Consider the following 23,569-nt stretch of genomic DNA (forward strand, 5'->3'; position numbering starts at 1 on the left):
AACTTACCGGTTCTCGCGTGTGGGTCGTTAGCTCAGTCGGTAGAGCAGCGGACTTTTAATCCGTAGGTCGACGGTTCGAATCCGTCACGACCCACCATTCGCTCCCGCCATCGTCTGGATCAGGCGTAGCGCGTCGGGTCGATCACTCCAGCCTTCGCAAAACCTTCCGCGCGCAGGCGGCACGCATCGCAGTGGCCGCAGGCGCGCCCGTCGGCGTCGGCCTTGTAGCAGCTGACCGTCGCCGCGAAATCCACGCCGAGGCGCATGCCTTCCCGCACGATGTCGCCCTTGCCCATCTGCATCAGCGGCGCATGGATGCGGATGCCCGCACCTTCCACGCCCGCCTTCGTCGCCACGTTCGCCAGCGCCTGGAAGGCCTCGATGAAAGCGGGGCGGCAATCCGGATAGCCGGAATAGTCGACGGCGTTCACGCCGCAGAAGATGTCGTTGGAACCCAGCACCTCGGCCCAGCCCAGCGCGATCGACAGCATGATCGTGTTGCGCGCCGGCACATAGGTCACGGGAATGCCCTCCCCACCCTCCTCCGGCACGTCGATGTCGGCGGTGAGCGCCGAACCGCCGATGCTGCGCAGGTCGACGTGAACGGTCTTGTGCCTGACGGCGCCCAGCATGTTCGCGACGCGCTCGGAGGCCTCCAGTTCGGAGTTATGGCGCTGGCCGTAGGCGACGCTGAGCGCGTAGACCTCGAAGCCCTGCTCGCGCGCCATGGCGATCGTGACGGCGGAGTCCATGCCACCGGAGACGAGGATGACGGCCCTGCGGGGAGTGTTCGGAGCGTTCATGCGGTTACCCTGGAATCAGTGGCCCGCGGCGTCGTTCCAGAGCAGCTTGTGCAGTTGCAGCTGGAAGCGCACGGGGAGGCGTTCGGCGAGTATCCACTCGGCCAGTTCGCGCGGCTCGACCTTCGACCACACGGGGGAGAAGAGGACCATGGCCTTGCGATCGAGCGCATGCTCGCGCACGACGTCGCGCGACCACTCGAAATCGGCCCGGCTGGCGATCACGAACTTGACCTGGTCGTGCGGCAGCAGGTGGTCGAGGTTGGACCACAGGTTGCGCGCGCTCTCGCCGGAGTCCGGCGCCTTCAGGTCCATGACCTTGCGGACGCGCGGGTCCACGGACGACACGTCGAGCGCACCGGAGGTTTCCACCGACACCTCGTAGCCGGCGTCGCAGAGCTTGCGCAGCAGGATCAGGCAGCGCTTCTGCGCCAGCGGCTCGCCGCCGGTCACGCAGACGTGGCGCGCGCCATGCCGGGCGACCTCCGCGAGAATCGCGTCGATGTCGTGCCACTGGCCGCCGTGGAAGGAGTATTCGGTATCGCACCACACGCAACGCAGCGGGCAACCGGTAAGGCGCACGAACACGGTGGGCCAGCCGATGGCGTCCGCCTCGCCCTGCACGGAATGGAAGATCTCGGTGATGCGCAGCCGCTCCCGGACGGGCGCGGCCGGCGAAACATCCGCCGGCGTTGCGGTGCTGCCGTTCATCGGATCAGTTGGCCGTCTGGCGCTGCAGGCGGCGCAGGCGTTCCTGTGCGAGGCCGGCGGCCTTCGTGCCCGGATACTTGGCGGAAACCTGCTTCAGCGTGGCGATGGCGGCATCCTGCTGCTTCAGTTCGATCTGGCAGTAGCCGACCTTGAGCAGCCCGTCGGAAACCTTGTCGCTCTGCGGGTACTGCTTCACGAGCCGCTGGAAGGCCTCGATGGCCACGGGGTAGTTCATCGTCACGTAGTACGACTCGCCCAGCCAGTAGTAGGCATTGGGCGCGAGCGGGCTGTCCGGGTACTTCACCAGGAAGTCGCGGAAGCCGCGGGAAGCGGTGACGTAATCGCCGGCACGCAGCGACTTGAAGGCGGCGTCGTACGCGGCTTGCTGGTCGGCGTCCGCATGGGCCGGCGCGCTGCTGGCGGGCGCCGGACCCGGTGCCGCGGCGGCAGTCGGTGCCTGTGTCGCGGCCGAAGGCGCGGTGGGCGCCGGCGTGGTGGCCGAGGCGGCGGGCTGCTGGCCCTGCGGCGCCCCACCCTTTTCGATCCGGCCCAGCCGCGAATCGATGTCCGCGTACTGTGCCTTCTGGGCATCCTGGAGTTGCTGGTTCTGGTGCTGCAGTTCCTCGATCTTGCCCTGCAGCTGCGAGAGCTGCTGCTGGAGATCGTTGACCTGGTTCACCAGGGAAAGGCTGCCGGCCTGCGCCTGCGACTGCTGCTCGAGCCGCGACACGCGGTCGGCGAGGCTGAGGCGGGTGTCCTGCGCGATGGCCGGGAAAGCAAAAAGCGTGGCGGACGCGATCGCGCCCGCCACGCCAAGCCTGGCCGTGAAACTGTTAGCCAGAGTCTTCTTCATCACTTACTTCGCGGTGTACACGATCTCGACGCGACGGTTCTTGGCCCAGCAGTCTTCGTTGTGCTCACGGCAGGTCGGCTTCTCCTTACCGTAGCTGGTCACGTTGATCTGGCCAGCCGAACCGCCAGCGGCCTGGAGGGCGCTGGAGACGGCATTGCCGCGGCGCTCGCCGAGGCCCAGGTTGTACTCGCGGGTGCCGCGCTCGTCGGTGTTGCCTTCGAGGGTCATCGCGGACTGCGGACGGTCCTGCAGGTACTTGGCGTGGCAAGCGATGATCTGCTGGAACTCCGGCTTGACGTCGTTCTTGTCGAAGTCGAAGTACACGACGCGCTGACGGAGGCAGGCATCGGTATCGAGATCGGACGGCTGGTACTTGCCGTCGCTGGTCGGGGCCTGGGTCTGCGCGACCGGCTGCTGTTCCGGCGGGGCGACGGGCTTGGTGTTCTTCTTCGAGCACGCGGCGGCGCCAACGCAGAGCAGGGCAGCCAGGGTGACGGTAACGGTCTTATTCATGGGACGTTCCTTCAACAGTTGAGTTCCGACAGTCGGTTTTCGGTTTCGGGACAGGCACCGCCGGTTGTCCGGCTGTTTTTTTACTTACATCTACGCCGACGGGGCGCTGTCCCGCGCCCGGCGTCTTCGCTCCGGCAGCCGCCCGGAGGCAGCTGCCAGAAAACCTTACGTCCGCCGAAAAGGCGCGGACATGCCGCGCCCTTCCCTGGACGTTGCCCATGTCGCCGCCCGCGAGGGCGCGCCATCAGCGCTGTCGATAGGGTCCCCATGACGGTTCGCGCACGTCGCCATCCGAAAGCACCAGACGCTGACGCACGAGCCCGTCGGCTGAAACCGCATACAGGACGCCGCGCGTGCCCTGCGACGCCGCATACAGCAGCATGCTGGCGTTGGGCGCGAAGCTGGGCGAATCGTCCACGTTACCCGGGGAAACGAAGCGCACCTGGCCACCCAGACTACGGTCCATGATGGCGATACGATACACGTTCCCGTTTCCCTGCACCATCGCAATCTGCTTGCCGTCGTAGCTCACGGAGGCGCTGGCGTTGAAGCCGCCCTGGAACGTGAGCCGCTGGGCGGAACCGCCGGACGCCGGCATCTGGTAGAGCTGCGGCTTGCCCGAGCGATCGGAGGTGAAAATGATGCTCTGGCCGTCCGGCGTGAAGGTGGGCTCGGTATCGATGGCGAAGTTGTTGGTGACCCGGGTCTCGGTCCGGCTGGCCACGTCGATGACGAAGATCTCCGGATTGCCCACGTAGGACAGGCTCACCGCCAGCTTGCTGCCGTCCGGCGACCACGACGGGGCGCTGTTGATGCCGCGCGGATGCGAGGCAATCAGGCTGCGCGAACCGGTCGAGATGTTCTGTATGTAGACCTGCGAGTTGCCGCTCTCGAAAGATACGTAGGCGATCTTGCTGCCGTCCGGCGACCAGGCCGGGCCAAGCAGGGACTCGCGCGAGCGGGCCACGACCTGCGGGTTATAGCCGTCCGAATCCGCCACGATCAGCGAGTAGGTGGTGTTGTTGCCGGTACCCACGGCGGTGATATAGGCGATACGGGTCCAGAAGGCACCGCGGACGCCGGTGATCTTCTCGTAGATCTGGTCGGCGATCTGGTGGGCCACACCGCGGAGGTCCCCCGCCGGGGCGGTGAAGGACTGGGCGAGCAGGCTCTGCTGGCGGTTCACGTCCCACAGTTCGTACTCGACCTTGAGCATGCCGCCGCCGGCGTCGCTGATGCGGCCGATGGTCAGGTAATCCTGCTTGAGCAGACGCCAGGTGGCGAACTTGATGTCGGAACCCTGCGACGGGGTCTCGACGATGTCGTTCTTCTCCAGGGAGCGGAACTTGCCCGAGCGGTTGAAATCGGCCCGGATGACGTCGGAGACGTCGGTCGGCAGTGGCGCACCGCCCGCCTGGGCGAACGGGACGACGGCGATGGGGATGGCCGTCTTCAGTCCGCCGACGATTTCCACGTTGAGCGACTGGGCGGCGGCGGGGCCGGCCACGAGGGCGGCCAACGCGGCGAGGAGGAGGACGAGTCGGGAAAACGTTCTGCGCATGGGCGGGTTCACTGCGACCTGGGTATGTGGGACTGCGAAATGTTAACGCGACGGTCACGTCATGCGTGACCCGAATCTGAACCGCCCCTCCCGGCACGGGGCCGGGACGGGGCGCGCTACATCATTGCGGCCTGAACGTGAACGTTAGGTTGCGCTGGAAGACATCCTCGAAGCCCTGGTAGGGCAGCGGCTGGGCGCGCAGCACGGCGTTTTCGACCGAAGCGCGGCCGGCGGCGTCGTAGGGGCAGCTGGCGTCGACCTTGGCGCTCAGCACCTGGCCGCCCGGTACCTGGACGATGTGCACCACGCAGGAGGTCGCCGGCATGCTGTCCGGACGGAGCCAGTTCTGCGTCACCGAGTTCTGGATCGCGGCCAGGTACTGGCCCAGCTTCCCGGTGTCGCGGCCATTGGTGCCCGACTGCCTCTGATCCGCCGGGGGCAGGTCCGGCAGGCCGTCGTCCTTGGCGTTCTGCAGGTCTTTCAGCTGCTGCTCGGCCTGCTTCTTGGTGCTGTCGGCCTTCCTGGTCTGGGCCTTCGCGGCGTCGAGCTGCTTGAAGATCTCGTCGATTTCCTTTTGCTTCTCTTTCTTCTTCTGCTCCTGCTCGGCGTCCAGCTCGGCCTGGCGCTGGCGCTGCTTCTCTTCCTGCAGCCGCTTGGCGTCCTCGGCCTTCTGCACCGCGTCGTCGACCACTTTTTCCTGGTCCTTGAGGTCCGGCTGCTTGGGCGGCGGCGGGAGGGTCTCGACCTTGGGTTTTTCCTGCGGCGGCGTCGGCGTCGGCACCACCGGGGGCGGCGGCGTGGTGTTCGGCACGGGCTTGGCCTTCGTCGCCTTCGGCGGCGGACTGCCGGTGGGCCCCACCAGGGTTGCCTCGATGATCTGGCCGGGCAATTCCAGCGGCGCCGGGCACGTCAGAGGATTCCACTCCGCGGGCAGGCCGATGGCCTCGGCCCATTTCTCGTAATCCGAGCACGGAATGATGGCGAGGCCCAGGAAGGCCACGATGCCGATGTGCAGGAGCGCGGCGAGGACGACCGCGCGGGGCGTGCCGTTACGGTTTTCCATTCTGCGCCGACTGGGGCTGGCTCATCAGGCCGATCTTGGAGACACCCGCCTCCTGGAGGATCGGGAGGATCGAATAGACCTTGCCGTAGCCCACGCGCTGGTCGCCCGCGACGAGGACCTGGAGCTCCGGGTTCGCGTCGTGGAAGGCGGTGACCTTCTTGCGGAATTCGTCCTCGCTGACCGGCTCGCGCTTGGCGCCGTTGGCCGTGAGGTAGATCTGCCCGTTCTCGTCCACGGACACGACAATCGGGTCCTTCTTGTCCTGCAGCGACTTGGCGTTCGTCTGCGGCAGCTGGATGTCCACGCCGAGGTTCATCATCGGCGTGGTGACCATGAAGATGATCAGCAGCACGAGCATCACGTCGATGTACGGAACGACGTTGATCTCGGACTTCAGTTTCCGCTTGTGCCGGCGGTAGTTAGTGCGCATCGCGTACGCTCCGCTCAGGCCGCTTCGTCGGTATGGATCTGGCGCTGCAGCACGGAGGAGAACTCTTCCTGGAACACCTCGTAGCGCGACGCGATGCGCTCGACCTTGTTGGCGTAGCGGTTGTACGCCCAGACGGCCGGGATCGCCGCGAACAGGCCCATGGCCGTGGCGATCAGGGCCTCGGAGATGTGCGGGGCGACCACCGAGATGGTCACGTCCTTCATCTCGCCCAGGCCCTGGAACGCGCCCATGATGCCCCACACGGTACCGAACAGGCCCACGTAAGGGCTGATCGAACCGACGTTGGCCAGGAACTCCAGGTTCTGCTCCAGCTTGCCGATCTCGCGGGTACCGGCCACGCGCATGGCGCGTTCCGAACCCTCGATGACGCGGTTGGCGTCGGTGACGCGGCGCTGGCGCTGGCGGGCGAACTCGCGGAAACCCGCCTCGAAGACGTTCTCGATGCCGTGCTGGCCGTCACGGTTGCCCACTTCGCGGAACAGGGCGGCCAGGTCGGCGCCGGACCAGAAGCGGTCCTCGAAGGTCTCGGCGTTGTCGTGTGCCGTCTTCAGCTGGCTGTACTTGCGGATGATGATCACCCAGGACAGGAACGAGAACACCAGCAAGAGGAGCATCACCCCTTGTACGGGCAGGCTCGCTTCCGAAACCAGCTTGAAAATGTTCAGTCCACCGTTCATCGCTTGAGGGCTCTCCGCCGGGTAACTTTCAGGTAATGGGGAATTCTTGGGCGAACAGGCCCGCGGGGATCTGCGCCGGGCGCATCGTGTCCAGGTTGACGCACGCCACCCGCACTTTCGCGCGGACCAGTGCCTCCTCCCCTCGCACAATCTCCTGACCGAACAGCATACTGGCTGAACGACGCTCTTTGACGCTTACCGTGACCCGGAGTTCATCATCCAGACGGGCCGGGCGATGGAAATCCAGGTGCATGTCGCGGACCACGAACCCGAGCGCCGTCTCCTCGCGCAGGGCGAGCTGGTCGATGCCCTGCGCACGTAACCACTCGGTCCGTGCCCGCTCCATGAAACGGATGTAGTTGGCGTGGTAGACGACGCCGCCGGCGTCGGTGTCTTCCCAATAGATGCGCACGGGCCAGCTGAAAACGCTCATGCCTCGTCCGAGAAAAGGTCCGGGGTGGCCGCCTGGCGGGGTGGCGGGGTCAGGCCCAGGTGCCGCCAGGCCTTGGCCGAGGCCATGCGGCCCCGCGCGGTCCGGATCAGGTAACCCTGCTGGATGAGGTAAGGCTCGACCACGTCCTCGAGGGTGCCGCGGTCCTCGCTCAATGCGGCCGCCAGCGATTCCACGCCCACCGGGCCGCCGTCGAAGTTCTCGATGATGATCCCGAGCAACCGGCGGTCGAGGTCGTCGAAACCCTCGGCGTCCACCTTGAGCATGTCGGTGGCGGCACGGGCCAGTTCATGGGAGATCCGTCCGTCGCCGCGTACCTCGGCGAAGTCGCGCACGCGGCGCAGCAGGCGGTTCGCGATGCGCGGCGTGCCGCGCGAGCGGCGGGCGATCTCGATCGCGCCGTCCACGTCGCACTCGATGCCGAAGATCCGCGCCGCCCGGCGCACGATCGCCGTGAGTTCGTCGACGCTGTAGAACTCCAGCCGCTGGATGATGCCGAAGCGGTCGCGCAGGGGGCCGGTGAGCAGGCCCGCGCGCGTGGTCGCGCCAATCAGCGTGAAGGGAGGGAGGTCGAGCTTGATCGAGCGGGCCGCCGGGCCCTCGCCGATCATGATGTCGATCTGGAAGTCTTCCATCGCCGGATAGAGCACTTCCTCGACCACCGGGGACAGGCGATGGATCTCGTCCACGAAGAGGACGTCGTTCGCCTCCAGGTTGGTCAGCAAGGCCGCGAGATCGCCCGCGCGTTCGAGCACCGGGCCGGAGGTGGAGCGCACGCTCACGCCCAGCTCGTTGGCGATCACGTGCGAAAGCGTCGTCTTGCCCAGGCCGGGCGGGCCGAAGATGAGGGTATGGTCCAGCGCCCCGCCCCGCCGCCGCGCGGCCTCGATATAGATGGCCATCTGCTCGCGCACCGCCCGCTGGCCGAGGTACTCGGCCAGTCGCTTGGGTCGGATGCTGGCCTCCAGCGCCTCATCGTCCATGGCGGCGGCGGAGGAAATGATGCGGTGCTCGGACATGGCGGCCATTATGGCAGTGCTTTTGTCGTCGTGCCTGCGGAGGCAGGCACCCAGCGACTCCTGCGTTGAAGACGCTGTGCTCCTGCCTTCGCAGGAGCGACGGGTTCAGATCTCGACCTGGGCGCCCAGTTCGATCAGGCGGTTGCCCGGAATCTGGAAGAACGCCGTGGCCGGCATCGCGTTGCGGGCGAGGAAGGCGAACAGCTTGTCGCGCCACAGGGCCATGCCGGGCCGGCGCACGTCGGCCACGATGGTTTCGCGGGAGAGGAAGAACGTGGTGTCCATCATGTCGAAGTCGAGGCCGAGCGCGCCCGCGCGGGAGAGCGACATCGGGATGTTCGGATCCTCGGCGAAACCGTAACGCAGCTGCAGGCCATAGAACCCGCTGCCGTATTCGATCACTTCCATCCGCTCCTCGTCATCCGCCACCGGCGTCTCGAGCATTTCCACGGTGAGCAGCACGTTGCGCTCGTGCAGCACCTTGTTGTGCTTCAGGTTGTGCAGCATGGCGTGCGGCACCGCGTTCTGGTTCGCGGTGAGGAACACGGCCGTGCCCGGCACCATCAGCGGCGGGTGATCGGCGATGTTCGCCACGAACGGCTCCAGCGCCAGGCCCGACTGCTTGATCTCGCGGACCACGAGGTCCCTGCCGCGGCGCCACGTGGTCATCACGGTGAAGATGATCACGCCCAGTACCAGCGGGAACCAGCCGCCATGGGCGATCTTGAGCGCGTTCGCGCCGAAGAACGAAAGGTCGACGATGAGGAAAATGATGCCCACGGTGATGACCGCGGACCAATGCCAGTTCCAGCGGCGGCGCGCCACCACCAGCGCCAGCAGCGTGGTCATCGTCATCGTGCCGGTCACCGCGATGCCGTAGGCTGCACCCAGGTTGTTCGAGGAGCGGAAGCCGAGCACCGCGAGGAACACGAGCACCAGCAACAGCCGGTTCACCCATGGCACGAAGATCTGTCCGGACATCTCGTGCGACGTATGCACGACGGCCATGCGCGGCGAATAACCCAGCGACATCGCCTCGCGCGTCATCGAGAACGCGCCGGAAATGACCGCCTGCGAGGCGATGATCGCCGCCATCGTCGCCAACGCCACCATCGGGTAAAGCCAGTCTTCCGGCACCAGCCGGTAGAACGGATTCTCGATCGCGGTCTGGTCGTGCAGCAGCAGCGCGCCCTGGCCGAAATAGTTGATCAGCAGCGCGGGAAGCACGAAGCAGAACCAGGCGAGGCGGATCGGCCGCTTGCCGAAGTGGCCCATGTCCGCGTACAGCGCCTCGGCGCCGGTCAGCGACAGGACCACGCCGCCCAGCGCGATGAAGGAAAGCTTGCCGTGCTCCTGGAAGAACCTGACGGCGTAGCGCGGATCCAGCGCCTCCAGCACCTGCGGGTGGGCCACGATCTGGCGCAGGCCCAGGAAGGCCAGGACGAGGAACCATGCCACCATCACCGGCGCGAAGGCCTTGCCGACGATGTTGGTGCCGTGCCGCTGCACGGCGAAGAGCACGAAGATGATGACCAGGCAGATGGGCAGCACGTAGGTATCGAGCTGCGGCGCGGCGACCTCCAGGCCTTCCACCGCCGAAAGCACGGAGATCGCCGGGGTGATGACGCCGTCGCCGTAGAACAGCGATGCACCGAAGATGCCGATCGCCGCCAGCACCCAGCGGGCCCGCGGCGACCCCGCGACGCTACGCTGCGCCAGCGCCATCAGCGCCATGATGCCGCCCTCGCCCTTGTTGTCGGCGCGCATCACGAAGGTGACGTACTTGAGCGACACCACCATGATCAGCGACCAGAAGATCAGCGAGAGGACGCCGAGGACGGCCATCGGATGCGGCGTCATGCCGTGCGTTCCCAGCGTTTCCTTCATCGTGTACAACGGGCTGGTGCCGATGTCGCCGAAGACGACGCCGATGGCGCCGAGCGCGAGCGCGGTGAGCCTGCGGCCGTGCGCGTGCTGAATGTCTTCGGTGTGGTTTTCCGTCTTCACTCTCAACCTCCGAGCGCCGCGCGCAACGCCTTGCGGATGATGGCCTCGGCGGAATCGCCTTCCGCGGCCGCCTTCTGCACCAGCCGCGACGCTTCCACGGGCTTGTAACCAAGTTGCTGCAGGGCGACGGTTGCTTCGCCCACGGGGTCCACCGGGGCCGCTTCGCCCCCGACGGTACTGACGGGCAGGCGCACGCCCACGGCGTCCACGCGGTCGCGCAGTTCCACCACCATACGCTCGGCCGTCTTCTTTCCGATACCGGGAATCTTGGTCAGCGCCACGACGTCGCCCGCGTGGACGAGCCGCGAGAGCTCGTCGGTGGCAACGCCCGAAAGCACTGCCAGCGCGATTTTCGCGCCGATGCCGCTCACCTTGAGCAGATGCCGGAACATCGCCCGCTCGGCCTCGCGCAGGAAGCCGTAGAGCGCGACGCCGTCCTCCTTCACCGCGTAATGGGTAAGCAGGATCACTTCCTTGCCTGTGGCGGGAAGGTCGTAGATGGTCGACATGGGGGCGTCGACCTCGTAACCCACGCCACCGACCTCGACGAGGAGCGACGGGGGTTGCTTGCTGACGAGAGTGCCACGCAGGCGGCCGATCATCGGCGACGTCTCCATGCGGTGCGCGGGATGCCCACGCGTTCGATGCTGGAACGGGTGTGCGCATGGGCGATCGCGATCGCCAGCGCATCGGCGGCATCCGCCTGCAGCGGACCCTTGATGCCGAGGATCATCCCGATCATGTGCTGGACCTGGGCCTTGTCGGCGCGGCCGGTACCGACCACCGCCTGCTTCACCTCGGTCGCTGCGTACTCGTGCACGACGATTCCCTGGCTGACCACGGCACACACGGCCGCGCCGCGCGCCTGGCCGAGCTTGAGGGCCGAGTCCGCGTTGCGCGCCATGAACACGCGCTCGATCGCGGCTTCCGCCGGACCGTGCTCGCCGATGATGCCGCACAGTTCGTCAAATATGCGTTTCAGGCGCAGGGGAAAGCTCGCTTCCCCGCCCACCACCAGCGCGCCGTGCCATACATGGCTCACGGCGCCGCCGTCCGCCACGTCGATGACGCCGACGCCCGTGCGCTGGCTACCCGGATCGATACCTAGGATGCGGGTCATGGCAGGATGCAGGCGCGCAGGACGGCAGGCCGACGGGGCATCAGCCCTCGTCGTCGGCCGGCAGGACGGCGTTGTGGTAGACCTCGTCCACGTCGTCGAGCGAATCCAGACGTTCGAGCAGTTTCTCGAACTGCTCCAGCGCTTCGCCGGTCGGCGTGACCAGCGGGCCGTTCGGGCGCATCACGACGTCGGAGCTTTCGACGTCGAAACCGGCCGCCACCAGCACCTTGCGCATGGCTTCGACGGCGATCGGGTCGGAGGCGAGCAGCACGGTGCCGACGCCGTTTTCGATGGCGATGTCCTCGGCGTTGTTCTCGATGGCGGCCTCTTCGAGCTTCGCCTCGACACCGGCGTCGCCGCCGGTGTGCACCACCACCTGGCCCACGCGGGTGAACTGGAACGCCACCGAATTGGTGGTACCCATGTTGCCGCCGAACTTGTTGAGCGCGGAGCGCACGTCGGCCACGGTACGGGTCTGGTTGTCGGTGACGCAATCGATGATGAGCGCGGTGCCCGCCGGGCCATAGCCCTCGTAGCGGATCTCGTGCATGTCCGCGCCGCCCTCGGCACCCGAGCCGCGCTTGATCGCGCGCTCGATGGTGTCCTTGGTCATGTTGGCCGCCAGCGCCTTGTCGACGGCGGCGCGCAGGCGCGGGTTGCCGTTCGGATCGGGCACGCCGCCGCGCGTGGCGATGGTGATTTCCCGGATCAGCTTGGTGAACACCTTGGCGCGCTTGGCGTCTTCGGCGTTCTTGCGACCTTCGATGGACGGGCCTCTACCCATGTTCGATTCCTGGACATACCGGACGGACTGGGCCGCGATTCTAGCGGAAGTGGCCTTCTTGTAGGAGCCGCTATAGCGGCGAGGGGAACCAGCCTTGCCGCTTCGTCGCTCCGTGGGCTTCCCGCCGCTATAGCGGCTCCCACAGGAATCAGGCGTCGAAACGGCCTTCGCGCAGGAAAAGCGCCGCCTGGCGGGCCACGTCGGCCGAAACCAGCATGCCGGTGTGGCTCGTCTCCAGGACGCAGTGGGCGGTGAGGCCCGGGAGCCGGGTTTCCTCCACCCCCACCGTCCCGTCGTGTTCGATGCCCACATCCCCCACCAGCGAACCGAGTCCCATGGGCTGGCGGCCGGCGATGACGCCCACCTCGCGGCGACCGTCCCAGCGGTCGAGGCCATGCTCCAGCAGTTCCTTCGAGCGCCCCAGCAGCATGTCGCCGCCCCAGCGATGGGTGAGGCCGCGCGCGGCGCCGCTGCCGCTGAGCGGCGAGCCGAGACAGACGATCCGCCCTTCCGGCAGGTCGTCGTCACGGCAGGCAAGCAGCGCCAGGACGCCGCCGAGACTGTGCCCCACGACGTGGACGGGCCCCGGCGCCAGCGCACGGATGCGCTTGCGCAACCGCGCGATCGCCTGTTCCGGCGGCGCGGCCACGCTCATGTACTCGAACTGGTGCACCTGGAAACCCTCTTCGCGGAGGCGCCGGTGCAGCATGGCCATGGCGAAGCCGCGCATCCACAGCCCGTGCAGCAGCAGGACGTGAATGGGGGAGGCGGTCATCGGGCCATCCGGGTCAGGCTTTCGCCGGCTCCGCGGCGGCCACGCGCACGTGCAGCTCCTTCAGCTGCGGCTCCGAGACCTGCGACGGGGCGTCGGTCATGAGGTCCTGTGCGCTGGTGGTCTTCGGGAAGGCGATCACGTCGCGGATGGACTCGGTGCCAGCCATCAGCGCGGCGATGCGGTCGATGCCGAAGGCGAGGCCGCCATGCGGCGGCGCGCCCAGGCGCAGCGCCTTCAGCAGGAAGCCGAACTTCGCTTCCGCCTCGGCCTCGCCGATGCCGAGCAGGTCGAACACGGCGCTCTGCATTTCCGGACGGTGGATACGAATGGAGCCGCCGCCGATCTCGTTACCGTTGAGCACCATGTCGTAGCCGCGGCTCACCGCCACACCCGCGTTGGCACGCAATTCGGCGATGTCGTCGACTTTCGGCGCGGTGAACGGATGATGCAGCGCGACGAAGCGCTTTTCTTCCTCGTCGTATTCGAACATCGGGAAATCGGTGACCCACAGCGGTTTCCAGCTGTTCTCCACCATGCCGCGATCGCGGCCGAGCCGGATGCGCAGCGCGCCCATGAAATCGGTGACCGTCTTCCAGGCGCCCGCGCCGAAGAAGACGATGTCGCCCGTGCCGGCGCCGGTGAGCGTCAGCACCTGCGCCAGCGCGGCGTCGTCGAGGAACTTCGCCACGGGCGAGTTGATGCCGTCGCGGCCCTTCGCGAGATCGTCCACCTTCAGCCACGCGAGACCCTTCGCGCCGTACTTCGCGGCGTATTCGGTCAGTCCATCGATGTCCTTGCGCGAAAGCTCGGCGGCGCCCGGCACGCGCAGCGCGGCCACGCGACCGGCCGGGTCGTTGGCCGGGCCGGAGAACACCTTGAACTCGACGTGCTTCACCGCATCGGCGATGTCGACCAGCTCCAGCGGAATGCGCAGGTCGGGCTTGTCCGAGCCGAAACGGCGCATGGCCTCTTCGTAGGTCATGCGCGGGAAGACGGCATCCAGCTCCACCTCGCGCACTTCGCGGAACACGTGGCGGATCAGGTTCTCCACGAAATCCTGCACGTCGCGCTCTTCCACGAACGCGAATTCGAGGTCGAGCTGGGTGAATTCCGGCTGACGGTCGGCGCGCAGATCTTCGTCGCGGAAGCAGCGCGCGATCTGGTAGTAGCGGTCGAAGCCGGCCATCATCAGGATCTGCTTGAACAGCTGCGGCGACTGCGGCAAGGCGTAGAACTGGCCCGGATGCACACGGCTGGGCACGAGGTAGTCGCGCGCGCCCTCGGGCGTGGCCTTGGTGAGGATGGGGGTTTCGATGTCCTGGAAACCGGCGGCATCGAGGTAGCGGCGCAATGCGCGCACCAGCGCCGTGCGCGTCCGCATCATCTTCTGCATTTCGGGACGGCGCATGTCGAGGTAGCGGTAGGTCATCCGCAAGTCTTCGTTCGGCGACTCATGCAGCGCGAACGGCAGGTCGCGCGCGGCGTTGAGGATCTCCACCTTGTCGGCCAGCACCTCGACCGTGCCGGTCCGGAGCTTGTCGTTGGCCGACAGGCGCTTGCGGACCTGGCCGGTCACCTTCACCACGAATTCGTAGCCCAGTTCCCCGGCGACGGCGAAGGCCGCGTCGTTCTCGCGCTCGATGACGACCTGAGCGAGGCCCTCGTGGTCGCGGAGGTCGACGAAGGCCACATGGCTCTGGAGGCGAAGGGTATTGACCCACCCGCAGAGGGTGACGTCCTGGCCGATCAGCGACTCGTCGATGAGTCCGCAAAGGTGGGTGCGCATGCGCTGGGAACTCTGGGGAAAAGACCCCGGATCGTACCACGAGCCGGGGTCTTCATAGCGGCGAAAACAGGCGCCGGACGGCGCTCAGCGGCCGATGGCGAACTTGCCGCGGCAGCCCCTGTCGGCCCAGATGCCGTCGCGGGTGAAGCCGTAGCTGTAGCCCTCCCGGCAGATGGCCTGCGAGGTCTGCTCCACGAGACGGGCGCCGCGGCCGATGGGCCAACGGCAGAAGACGCGCTTGTTGTCGTTGCTGTCGCAGGAGACGATACGGCCGTCGCCGCCGGGACCACCGCCCCAGCCCGGACGATGATCGTCCCAACCCGGCCGATGATCGTCCCAACCCGGTCGGCCACCGCCGCCCCAGCCGCGCGCCTCCTGGAAGATGCCCCGGCAGCCGTCGTCCACCCACAAGCCGCCGCGGTCGATATCCCAGGTACGGCCGCGAATGCAGGCCGTCCTGGAGTCCTGCCGGATGAGGCGGGCATCGCGCCAAGGCACGCGGCAGTACGATCGGCGGCCGTTGTCGCTGTAGCAATTGACCGTGTCGCCACCGCGCTGCGCCTGCGCGACGTGCGGCGCCACGAAGGCCGCGGCGCCGACGGCGATCGTCGCGGCCAGAGCCAGGATGCTTTTCATGTCCCTACCTCCGATGTGAATGACCCCAACTTATCGGAGAAAGTCGCAACGATCATTGAATGGATCGCAAGAACCCGAGGGGGCATTCAGTAACCGATGCCCCATCCAACGCGGCCCGCCGTCGAGACGAGAAGCCGTGCCGATGGCGCCAGGACCGTAATCACGTGGACGACGAGCCGCCCGGCGAGGTGGCGGCAGCTGCGGGAGCCGGGGCGGGAGCCGGTGCGGGCGCGGCGGCCGGCGCACCGGACGAACCTTCCGCGAGGTTGCGCTTCTTGTCGCCGTCCTTCTTGAAGTCCGTCTCGTACCAGCCGCTGCCCGCGAGACGGAACTGCGGCGCGCTCAGCAGGCGGCCGACCCGCGGTTCGCCGCAGGTGGGACAGTCGGTCGGATCCGGATCGGACATCTTTTGCAGACGGTCGAAGCGGTGGCCGCAGGCCTGGCACTGGAATTCGTAGATGGGCATGGGTGGAGCGTCCTGGGGATTTCAGCCGGTGAATTATGGTGATTTCCCCTAGGAGCCGCCATGGCGGCTCCTAGGGCATTCAGACCGCCGCGAACGTCAGGTGGTTGCCGTCCGAGTCCACGCGCACCGTCTGGCCGGGCGAGAACACGCCCTGCAGGATGCGCTGCGCCAGCGGATTTTCCAGCTGCTGCTGGATCGCCCGCTTCAGCGGCCGCGCGCCGTACACCGGATCGAACCCTGCGCTGCCGAGCAGATCCAGCGCCCTGTCGGTGAGGTCCAGCGACAGCTGGCGGTCGGCGAGGCGACGGGCCAGGTAGTCGAGCTGGATGCGCGCGATGGAGCGGATCTGGTTCTTGTCCAGCGGGCGGAATACCACGATGTCGTCCAGGCGGTTGATGAACTCCGGACGGAAGTGCGCCTGCACCACGCCCAGCACCGAGGCCTTCATCTGCAGGTAGTCGGCCTCGCTGTCGCCGGCCTGCTCCTGGATCAGGTTCGAACCGAGGTTCGAGGTCATCACGACCACGGTGTTGCGGAAGTCCACCGTGCGGCCCTGGCCGTCCGTGAGGCGACCGTCGTCGAGCACCTGGAGCAGGATGTTGAAGACATCCGGATGCGCCTTCTCCACCTCGTCCAGCAGGATCACGCTGTAGGGGCGACGGCGCACGGCCTCCGTCAGGTAACCGCCCTCTTCGTAACCGACATAACCCGGAGGCGCGCCGACGAGACGGCTCACGGAGTGCTTCTCCATGAATTCGCTCATGTCGATGCGCACCATCGCGTCCTGCGTGTCGAAGAGGAAATCGGCCAGCGCCTTGCAGAGCTCCGTCTTGCCCACGCCGGTGGGGCCGAGGAACAGGAAGGAACCGTACGGGCGGTTCGGATCGGACAGGCCCGCGCGGGCCCGCCGGATGGCATCCGACACCGCGCGCACCGCTTCGTCCTGGCCCACGACGCGCGCATGCAGGGCATCTTCCATGTGCAACAGCTTCTCGCGCTCGCCCTCGAGCATCTTCGCGACGGGAATACCCGTCCAGCGGGCCACGACCTCGGCGATCTCTTCCGCCGTGACGCGATCCTGCAGCAGGGTGAAGTCCTGCTTCTCCGCCTTCTGCGCGGCGGCCAGCTGGGCTTCCAGGGCAGGCAGGCGCCCGTACTGGATCTCGCTCATCGCACCGTAGTCCTGCCGGCGCTGCGCGGCCTCCAGCTCGAGGCGGGCCTGCTCGATCTGCTCCTTGATCTTCGTCGCGCCCTGCAATGTGGCCTTCTCCGACTTCCACACCTCGTTGAGGTCGGAGAACTCCCGGTCGAGCTTGTCGATCTCCGTCTCGAGGTTGGCGAGGCGCTGCTTCGATTCCTCGTCCTGCTCCTTCTTCAGCATCTCGCGCTGGATCTTCAGCTGGATGAGGCGGCGCTCAAGGCGGTCGAGCTCCTCCGGCTTGGAGTCGATTTCCATGCGGATGCGCGAGGCGGCCTCGTCCATCAGGTCGATGGCCTTGTCGGGCAACTGGCGATCGGGGATGTAGCGCGCGGACAACGTGGCTGCGGCGACGATCGCGGGATCGGTGATCTCCACCCCGTGGTGCACGGCGTAGCGCTCCTTCAGGCCGCGCAGGATCGCGATCGTGTCCTCCACGCTCGGCTCGCCGACGTACACCTTCTGGAAGCGGCGCTCGAGGGCGGCGTCCTTCTCGACGTACTTGCGGTACTCGTCGAGCGTCGTCGCGCCGATGCAATGCAGTTCGCCGCGCGCCAGCGCGGGCTTCAGCATGTTGCCCGCGTCCATCGCGCCATCGGCCTTGCCGGCGCCGACCATCGTGTGCAGCTCGTCGATGAAGAGGATCACCTGCCCTTCCTGCTTGGACAGGTCGCTCAGCACGCCCTTGAGGCGCTCCTCGAACTCGCCACGGAACTTCGCGCCGGCGATCAGCGCGCCCAGGTCGAGCGAGAGTACGCGCTTGCCGCGCAGGCCCTCGGGCACCTCGCCGTTGACGATGCGCTGCGCGAGACCCTCGACGATGGCCGTCTTGCCGACGCCCGGCTCGCCGATGAGCACCGGATTGTTCTTGGTGCGGCGCTGGAGGACCTGGATCGTGCGGCGGATTTCCTCGTCGCGGCCGATCACCGGGTCGAGCTTGCCGCTCTCGGCGCGCTCGGTAAGGTCGATGGTGTACTTCTCCAGCGCCTGGCGCTGGTCCTCGGCGTTCTCCGACTGCACCTTCTCGCCACCGCGCAGCTTCTCGATGGCGGCTTCGAGGCGCTCCTTCGTGGCCCCGGCGGCCTTCAGCGCACCGCCGGTCTCGCCGCGATCCTCCAGCGCCGCGAGCACGAACAGCTCGCTGGCGATGAACTGGTCGCCGCGCTGCTGGGCCAACTTGTCGGTGAGGTTGAGCAGCCGGTTCAGGTCGTTGCCCAGGCTGATGTTGCCCTCCTGGCCGCTCACCCGCGGCAGGCGCTCGAGGATCTCGCCGAGGCGCTGGCGCAGCGCCGGCACGTTCACCTGCGCCTGGGTGAGCAGGGGCGCGGTGGATCCGCCCTGCTGGTCGAGCAGTGCGGCAAGCAGGTGCGCCGGCTCGAGGATGTTGTGGTCGCGGCCGACGGCCAGCGACTGCGCGTCGGCCAGTGCCTGCTGGAATCGCGACGTGAGTCTGTCCATTCGCATCGTGGTGGTCTCCGAAGGTCATGGCGCGCCCCGGGCCCTCCCCGCGACCGCCTTGGCGACACAGATGCGGGTCGCAGGGCCCACCTTCAACGGTAGAGCCCGGTAGGAGCAACTGTCTTTGTGGGAACCGCCTATGCCGGCGATCCCGCGGCAGCGGGCCAACAGGCCGCGCGCACCCATCGCCGCTGAAGCGGCTCCCACAACGACGGTTGCCACGGGGTTTCCGCTCCCAGCGGTATTTTCACGGTCCGGCGTGCATGCTTGAGGGGATAACCGATCCTGGAACCGCCGTGACCGCCACCCGTGCCCGCCTGCCTCGTCCTTCCGCCGACCTCGTCACGCCCGCCTCCGCCCTCTTTCTCGACGCGGACGGCACCCTGCTCGCCTTCGCCGACGACCCGGATGGCGTGGTCGTGCCGGACGGCATGCTGGATACGCTGGACGCCATCCACGATGTGCTCGGTGGCGCGCTGGCCCTGGTGAGCGGGCGCGCCATCGCCAGCCTCGACGGCATCTTCGGCCGTCCCGGCTGGGCCGCCGCCGGCCAGCACGGCCTGGAACGCCGTGACGCGGAAGGCAGGACCACCACGGTGCCGGTCGACGCCGGCGAACTGGCCCGTCTGCGCACGATGGTGCACGGCGTGGCGGACCGCCTGCCCGGCGTACGCGTGGAGGACAAGAGCTGGTCGGTCGCGTTGCACTGCCGCGAACACCCCGAACATTCGCCCGAACTCGAGCGTATCGCGCCGGCCATCGCCGCGCGTTTCGACGGTTTCGAACTCCAGCCCGGCAGCTACGTTTACGAGTTCAAGCCGCGCGGCATGGACAAGGGCGTGGCCGTGGCCGCCTTCCTCGACAACGAACCTTTCATGGGGCGGCATCCGGTATACCTGGGCGACGACCTCACCGACGAACACGCCTTCGCCATGGTGAACGAACGCGGCGGGGCGTCGGTACGCGTTGGTGCAAGAACCCCGTCATCCGCCGTGTTCACATTGTCTAGTCCGGCCGATGTCCATGCTTGGCTGGATTCCGTGAAGACCGCATTGACGCAAGGAGCCGCCGGGAGACAATGAGTCGTCTAGTCGTCATATCGAACCGCGTCGCGCTGCCGAAGCAGACGCAAACGGGCGGACTGGCGTCCGCGATGAACGCGGCGCTGCAGGAAAGGGGCGGGCTTTGGTTCGGGTGGAGCGGCAACATCGCCGCGGAGACCGGCAAGGAGTTGCACGAGGTCCAGGACGGAAACATCAGCTACGCCACCATCGACATGTCCAAGGCGGACCATGACGATTATTACAGTGGTTTCGCCAATCGCGCGCTGTGGCCGCTCTTCCACTATCGCGGCGACCTCGTGGACTACCGTCGCGACCACCTGGAAGGTTACCTGCGGGTCAACCGCATCTTCGCGAAACGGGTGGCGAAGCTGCTGCGCAAGGACGACATCGTCTGGGTCCACGACTACCACCTGATTCCCCTCGCCGCGATGCTGCGCCAGCTGGGCGTGGAGAACCGCATCGGCTTCTTCCTGCACACGCCGCTTCCCGCGGCGGGCCTGCTGATCACGCTGCCGCGCCACCGCGAGATCCTGGAACCCCTGGCTTCGTACGATCTCGTGGGCGTGCACACGCAGCGCGACCTGCGTGCGCTGGAAGACTATTTCCTGCACGAACTGGGCGCCGCGATGCGCACGGGCGGCCGCATCCGCGCGGCGAACGGCCGCATCTTCCGCGCCGGCGTCTTCCCGATCAGCATCGACACCGCCGAGGCGGTGGAGCTGGCCCATCGTGCCGAGGACAGCGGCGCCGTGGAGAAGCTGAAGGCCTCCATCGACGACCGCGCGTTGATCATCGGCGTGGACCGGCTCGACTACTCCAAAGGCCTGCCCGAGCGCTTCGAAGGTTTCGCCCGCCTGCTGCGCGACCATAAGGAGATGCGCGGCCGCGTATCCCTGCTGCAGATCGCGCCACCCTCGCGTTCGGACGTACCGGAATACCGCTCGCTGCGCCGCGAACTCGAACGCAGCGCGGGCCATATCAACGGGCAATACGCGGAACCCGACTGGGTGCCGATCCGCTACGTGAACAAGTCTTTCGCGCACAAGGTGCTGGCGGGGTACTTCCGGGTGTCGAAGGTGGGCCTGGTCACGCCGCTGCGTGACGGCATGAACCTCGTGGCGAAGGAATACGTGGCCTGCCAGGACCCGCAGGATCCCGGCGTCCTGGTGCTCTCGCGCTTCGCCGGCGCGGCGCAGGAGCTCGACGCCGCGCTGCTGGTGAATCCGTCGGACCTGGACGAGGTATCGGAAGCGCTGAAGCGCGCGCTCGAGATGCCCCTGAAGGAACGGCGCATGCGCTGGCAGTCGATGATGGATGTGCTCGAACGCAACGACATCACGACCTGGCGGAACGCGTTCCTGCAGGCACTGACGGAGCCGCCGAAGGTGAAACCGGAGATCTACATTCCGTCGCCGATGACGGTCTCCTGACCCCGTAGCACGGTCCCCGTAGGAGCCGCTATAGCGGCGAGAAGCCTACGGAGCGATGAAGCGGCGAGGTAAGTCCCCTCGCCGCCGCCTCCCACAGGAATCAGCGCGTCCAGATCAACGAGGCAAACCGCCCGCTGGCGGCACCGTCCCGCCGGTACGAATACAACCGTTCGTCGCGGAAGGTATCGAAGCCGCCACCGCTGATCCGCGTTACGCCCGCGGCCGCGAGCTTCCGGCGGGCCAGCACGTAGAGGTCGCAGTTCCAATGACCCGGCCGGGTCGGGACGAATGCCGCTTCCGCCATCCGGTCGCGCTCGACGAAAGCCGCACGGACCTCGGCCCCTACCTCGTAGGAGGCGCCACCGATGGCGGGCCCGAGCCATGCGACCAGGGATTCGGGTGGCACGCCCATCCGCGTGACGGTGTTCCCGAGCACGCCGGCGGCCAGTCCGCGCCAGCCGGCATGGGCCGCAGCGATCGTGGCGCCGTCCGCGCTCGCGAACAGTACCGGCAGGCAGTCCGCGGTGAGGATCGCCAGCACCTTGCCGGGCCCCCGCGCCACCGCGGCGTCGGCGACCGGCTCCCCGCCGGAAACCGCTACGGAATCCGTCGCGTCGGCCACGTCGGTGCCATGCACCTGGCGCAGCCACAGCGGTGGCGCCGGCAGGTCCAGGGCGAGGGCCAGCGCGTCGCGGTTCGCCGCCACGGTCGCCGGATCGTCGCCGGAGCGCGAGCCCAGGTTCAACCGGTCGTAGGGCGGCGCCGAGCGTCCCGGCCCGAGCCGGGTCGACACCGCCGCACCCACGTTCGCCGGGGCATCCCACTCCGGCACGATCCAGGGACCGGCCATGCTCAGTCCTCGATCGGATGCAGGACGGTATCGGCCCGCAGCGCCTCGATCAGGGCCTCCTGGTCGGCCGGCCGCGGCGAGTCGAATTCGAGGGATTCCCCCGTGACCGGGTGCTCGAAGGCCAGTTTCTCGGCGTGCAGGGCCTGACGGCGGAAGCCGCGCAGGGCGTCGATCAAGGCCTGGCTGGCCCCTCGCGGAAGGCGCAGCCCGTTGCCATAGAGCTGGTCGCCGACCAGCGGATGGCCGAGATGGGCCATGTGCACGCGGATCTGGTGGGTGCGACCCGTCTCCAGGTTGCACTGGACGACGCTATGGGCGCGGAAGCGCTCGCGCACCCGGTAGTGCGTGACCGCTTCCTTGCCGCCGTCCTCCACGTCGCGCACGCCCTGCTTGAGGCGATCATGCTGGTGCCGGCCGATGGGCTGGTCCACGGTGCCGCCCGCCACCATCGTGCCCAGCACCACGGCCTCGTACTGCCGGTGCACGTCGTGCCGGGCCAGCATGGCCACCAGCGCGGTATGCGCCGCCATGCTCTTCGCCACCACCATCAGGCCGGCAGTGTCCTTGTCCAGACGGTGCACGATGCCTCCGCGCGGCAGCTCGGCCAGCGCCGGGCTGTGGTGCAGCAGGGCGTTCAGCAGGGTACCCGCCGGATTGCCGGCCCCGGGGTGCACGACCAGCCCCACGGGCTTGTCGATCACCATCAGGTCGTCGTCCTCGAAGCGGATGTCCAGCGCGATGTCCTCGGGCTGGGCGTCGACCTCCGCTTCCAGCTCGGCCTCCAGGACCACCTGCTCGCCACCCCGCACGAGGTGGCGCGGGGCCACCCGGGCGCTGTCCAGCAGCACCTTGCCCTCCTTGATCCAGCCCGTGAGGCGGGATCGGGAGTAATCGGGGAACATCTCCGCCAGGGACTGGTCGAACCGCCGACCCGCCGCCGCCACCGGCACGGTGGCCTCGTGTCTGACCGTCGTCATACCGCCTCGCCCGGCCCACGGCCGGTTTCGGCTATCATGCCCTTTCGCTCAAGCATCCGAACTCTCTCAATGCGTGCAACCAAGATCACCATCCTGCTCGTCCTCGCCTTGTCGATGAGCGCCTGCTCGATGTTCCGCAGCAAGAAGGAGACGATCGACACGATGCCGGTCGACCGGCTCTATGCCAATGCCCACGATTCGCTGGAGCATTCCGACTATGCCGCGGCCGAAAAGGCCTACGAGCGCCTTATCGCGCGCTTCCCGTCGGGGGACATCAACGAACAGTCGCAGATCGAACTGGCTTACGCGCAGTACAAAGACAACAAGCCGGACGACGCGTACTCGACGATCAACCGCTTCATCAAGACGTTTCCGACCCACAAGCATGCCGATTATGCCTATTACCTGCGTGGTCTGATCAATTTCGACCGCACGGGGGGCTTCATCGAGCGCTACCTGTCGCGCGGCAACAGCGCCTCGACCCGCCGCGACCAGGGCTTCAACCTCACGGCGTTCGACGATTTCAGCCAGCTGACCCGCCGCTACCCGAACAGCGCGTACGCCACGGACGCCCGCCAGCGCATGATCTTCCTGCGCAACCAGCTGGCCCAGTTCGAGATCAACGTGGCCGAGTACTACCTGCGCACGAAGTCGTACATCGCCTCGGCCGACCGTGCCCAGTACGTGATCGAGCACTACCAGCAGTCGCCGCAGACCGCCGACGCGCTGGCCATCCTCACCCGCAGCTACATCGCGCTCGACCGCCAGCCGCTCGCCGACCAGACCCGCAAGGTGCTGGCCCTGAACTACCCGGACCACCCGTACCTGACCGACCCGAACTGGCCGCACCATCCGTCCATTTGGCGTAAGGCCATCCCGTTCTCGGGACATCACTAATTGTCTTAATGGCCTTCGGGGA

The 23,569-nt window shown here is 67.3% G+C and carries 24 protein-coding genes and 1 tRNA gene; 4 read left to right on the plus strand and 21 right to left on the minus strand.

Going from position 1 to position 23,569, the window contains the following annotated elements:
• The first annotated feature begins 21 nt into the window (after nucleotides 1–21).
• Nucleotides 22–97: transfer RNA gene (locus tag HBF32_RS16745), tRNA-Lys, on the plus strand.
• Between the two features lie 22 nt (nucleotides 98–119).
• On the opposite strand, the gene queC is transcribed toward HBF32_RS16745, so the two are convergent.
• The 19 genes from queC to clpB form a co-directional block, all read right to left on the minus strand.
• On the minus strand, nucleotides 120–803 hold the full coding sequence (gene queC / locus HBF32_RS16750; RefSeq protein WP_166700922.1) for a 7-cyano-7-deazaguanine synthase QueC: 684 nt from the start codon (nucleotides 801–803) through the stop codon (nucleotides 120–122).
• A 15-nt stretch (nucleotides 804–818) separates the two neighbouring features.
• The gene (gene queE, locus HBF32_RS16755) at nucleotides 819–1,511 is read right to left on the minus strand and encodes a 7-carboxy-7-deazaguanine synthase QueE (RefSeq protein ID WP_166700923.1); all 693 of its coding nucleotides are present in this window, start codon (nucleotides 1,509–1,511) and stop codon (nucleotides 819–821) included.
• A 4-nt stretch (nucleotides 1,512–1,515) separates the two neighbouring features.
• Complete coding sequence (gene ybgF, locus HBF32_RS16760; protein ID WP_193570518.1) at nucleotides 1,516–2,364, minus strand: tol-pal system protein YbgF; 849 nt, start codon at nucleotides 2,362–2,364, stop codon at nucleotides 1,516–1,518.
• A gap of 3 nt (nucleotides 2,365–2,367) precedes the next feature.
• On the minus strand, nucleotides 2,368–2,877 hold the full coding sequence (gene pal, locus HBF32_RS16765; protein WP_166700924.1) for a peptidoglycan-associated lipoprotein Pal: 510 nt from the start codon (nucleotides 2,875–2,877) through the stop codon (nucleotides 2,368–2,370).
• Between the two features lie 244 nt (nucleotides 2,878–3,121).
• Nucleotides 3,122–4,438: a Tol-Pal system beta propeller repeat protein TolB gene (tolB, locus tag HBF32_RS16770; RefSeq protein WP_166700925.1), complete on the minus strand. Its 1,317-nt coding sequence runs from the start codon at nucleotides 4,436–4,438 to the stop codon at nucleotides 3,122–3,124.
• A 121-nt stretch (nucleotides 4,439–4,559) separates the two neighbouring features.
• A complete protein-coding gene (locus HBF32_RS16775) occupies nucleotides 4,560–5,501 on the minus strand; it encodes a cell envelope integrity TolA family protein (protein WP_166700926.1) in 942 nt (313 codons plus the stop codon).
• Nucleotides 5,488–5,931, minus strand: a complete 444-nt coding sequence (gene tolR / locus HBF32_RS16780; RefSeq protein ID WP_166700927.1) for a protein TolR — start codon at nucleotides 5,929–5,931, stop codon at nucleotides 5,488–5,490. Before tolR ends, HBF32_RS16775 begins: the two co-directional genes overlap by 14 nt.
• A gap of 14 nt (nucleotides 5,932–5,945) precedes the next feature.
• A complete protein-coding gene (gene tolQ, locus HBF32_RS16785) occupies nucleotides 5,946–6,629 on the minus strand; it encodes a protein TolQ (RefSeq protein WP_166700928.1) in 684 nt (227 codons plus the stop codon).
• Between the two features lie 28 nt (nucleotides 6,630–6,657).
• Nucleotides 6,658–7,062 carry a tol-pal system-associated acyl-CoA thioesterase gene (gene ybgC, locus HBF32_RS16790; protein WP_166700929.1) on the minus strand — a complete coding sequence of 135 codons (405 nt, stop codon included), beginning with the start codon at nucleotides 7,060–7,062 and terminating at the stop codon, nucleotides 6,658–6,660.
• Nucleotides 7,059–8,099 carry a Holliday junction branch migration DNA helicase RuvB gene (ruvB, locus tag HBF32_RS16795; RefSeq protein ID WP_166700930.1) on the minus strand — a complete coding sequence of 347 codons (1,041 nt, stop codon included), beginning with the start codon at nucleotides 8,097–8,099 and terminating at the stop codon, nucleotides 7,059–7,061. The genes ybgC and ruvB overlap by 4 nt, the downstream gene beginning before the upstream one ends.
• A gap of 105 nt (nucleotides 8,100–8,204) precedes the next feature.
• Nucleotides 8,205–10,106, minus strand: coding sequence for a KUP/HAK/KT family potassium transporter (locus HBF32_RS16800; RefSeq protein WP_166700931.1), 1,902 nt, complete (start codon nucleotides 10,104–10,106; stop codon nucleotides 8,205–8,207).
• A gap of 2 nt (nucleotides 10,107–10,108) precedes the next feature.
• Entirely contained in the window at nucleotides 10,109–10,708 is a 600-nt protein-coding gene (ruvA, locus tag HBF32_RS16805) for a Holliday junction branch migration protein RuvA (protein WP_166700932.1), read from the minus strand.
• Nucleotides 10,705–11,226 carry a crossover junction endodeoxyribonuclease RuvC gene (ruvC, locus tag HBF32_RS16810; RefSeq protein WP_166700933.1) on the minus strand — a complete coding sequence of 174 codons (522 nt, stop codon included), beginning with the start codon at nucleotides 11,224–11,226 and terminating at the stop codon, nucleotides 10,705–10,707. The genes ruvA and ruvC overlap by 4 nt, the downstream gene beginning before the upstream one ends.
• 40 nt (nucleotides 11,227–11,266) lie before the next feature.
• Nucleotides 11,267–12,010, minus strand: a complete 744-nt coding sequence (locus HBF32_RS16815) for a YebC/PmpR family DNA-binding transcriptional regulator (protein ID WP_166700934.1) — start codon at nucleotides 12,008–12,010, stop codon at nucleotides 11,267–11,269.
• A 148-nt stretch (nucleotides 12,011–12,158) separates the two neighbouring features.
• Nucleotides 12,159–12,785: an esterase/lipase family protein gene (locus HBF32_RS16820; protein WP_166700935.1), complete on the minus strand. Its 627-nt coding sequence runs from the start codon at nucleotides 12,783–12,785 to the stop codon at nucleotides 12,159–12,161.
• A 13-nt stretch (nucleotides 12,786–12,798) separates the two neighbouring features.
• Entirely contained in the window at nucleotides 12,799–14,571 is a 1,773-nt protein-coding gene (aspS, locus tag HBF32_RS16825) for an aspartate--tRNA ligase (protein ID WP_166700936.1), read from the minus strand.
• Between the two features lie 84 nt (nucleotides 14,572–14,655).
• On the minus strand, nucleotides 14,656–15,207 hold the full coding sequence (locus tag HBF32_RS16830) for a DUF3011 domain-containing protein (RefSeq protein ID WP_166700937.1): 552 nt from the start codon (nucleotides 15,205–15,207) through the stop codon (nucleotides 14,656–14,658).
• A gap of 160 nt (nucleotides 15,208–15,367) precedes the next feature.
• Complete coding sequence (locus HBF32_RS16835; RefSeq protein WP_166700938.1) at nucleotides 15,368–15,673, minus strand: FmdB family zinc ribbon protein; 306 nt, start codon at nucleotides 15,671–15,673, stop codon at nucleotides 15,368–15,370.
• Nucleotides 15,674–15,752: 79 nt separating this feature from the next.
• Complete coding sequence (clpB, locus tag HBF32_RS16840) at nucleotides 15,753–18,335, minus strand: ATP-dependent chaperone ClpB (RefSeq protein ID WP_166700939.1); 2,583 nt, start codon at nucleotides 18,333–18,335, stop codon at nucleotides 15,753–15,755.
• 290 nt (nucleotides 18,336–18,625) lie between these two features.
• Between clpB and otsB the strand changes: the two genes are divergently transcribed.
• Complete coding sequence (gene otsB, locus HBF32_RS16845) at nucleotides 18,626–19,411, plus strand: trehalose-phosphatase (RefSeq protein WP_338039823.1); 786 nt, start codon at nucleotides 18,626–18,628, stop codon at nucleotides 19,409–19,411.
• Nucleotides 19,408–20,823: an alpha,alpha-trehalose-phosphate synthase (UDP-forming) gene (gene otsA, locus HBF32_RS16850; protein WP_166700940.1), complete on the plus strand. Its 1,416-nt coding sequence runs from the start codon at nucleotides 19,408–19,410 to the stop codon at nucleotides 20,821–20,823. The genes otsB and otsA overlap by 4 nt, the downstream gene beginning before the upstream one ends.
• A gap of 100 nt (nucleotides 20,824–20,923) precedes the next feature.
• Here otsA and pgeF read toward each other — a convergent pair whose 3' ends face one another.
• Together pgeF and rluD are read right to left on the minus strand one after the other, a co-directional pair.
• The gene (gene pgeF, locus HBF32_RS16855; RefSeq protein ID WP_193570543.1) at nucleotides 20,924–21,679 is read right to left on the minus strand and encodes a peptidoglycan editing factor PgeF; all 756 of its coding nucleotides are present in this window, start codon (nucleotides 21,677–21,679) and stop codon (nucleotides 20,924–20,926) included.
• Nucleotides 21,676–22,650, minus strand: coding sequence for a 23S rRNA pseudouridine(1911/1915/1917) synthase RluD (gene rluD, locus HBF32_RS16860; RefSeq protein ID WP_166700942.1), 975 nt, complete (start codon nucleotides 22,648–22,650; stop codon nucleotides 21,676–21,678). The genes pgeF and rluD overlap by 4 nt, the downstream gene beginning before the upstream one ends.
• 69 nt (nucleotides 22,651–22,719) lie before the next feature.
• On the opposite strand from rluD, the gene HBF32_RS16865 reads away from it, so the two are divergent.
• The gene (locus HBF32_RS16865) at nucleotides 22,720–23,547 is read left to right on the plus strand and encodes an outer membrane protein assembly factor BamD (protein WP_166700943.1); all 828 of its coding nucleotides are present in this window, start codon (nucleotides 22,720–22,722) and stop codon (nucleotides 23,545–23,547) included.
• The last annotated feature ends 22 nt before the right edge of the window (nucleotides 23,548–23,569 follow it).

The sequence above is a fragment of the Luteibacter yeojuensis genome, assembly GCF_011742875.1.
GTDB classification, from domain to species: Bacteria; Pseudomonadota; Gammaproteobacteria; order Xanthomonadales; family Rhodanobacteraceae; genus Luteibacter; species Luteibacter yeojuensis.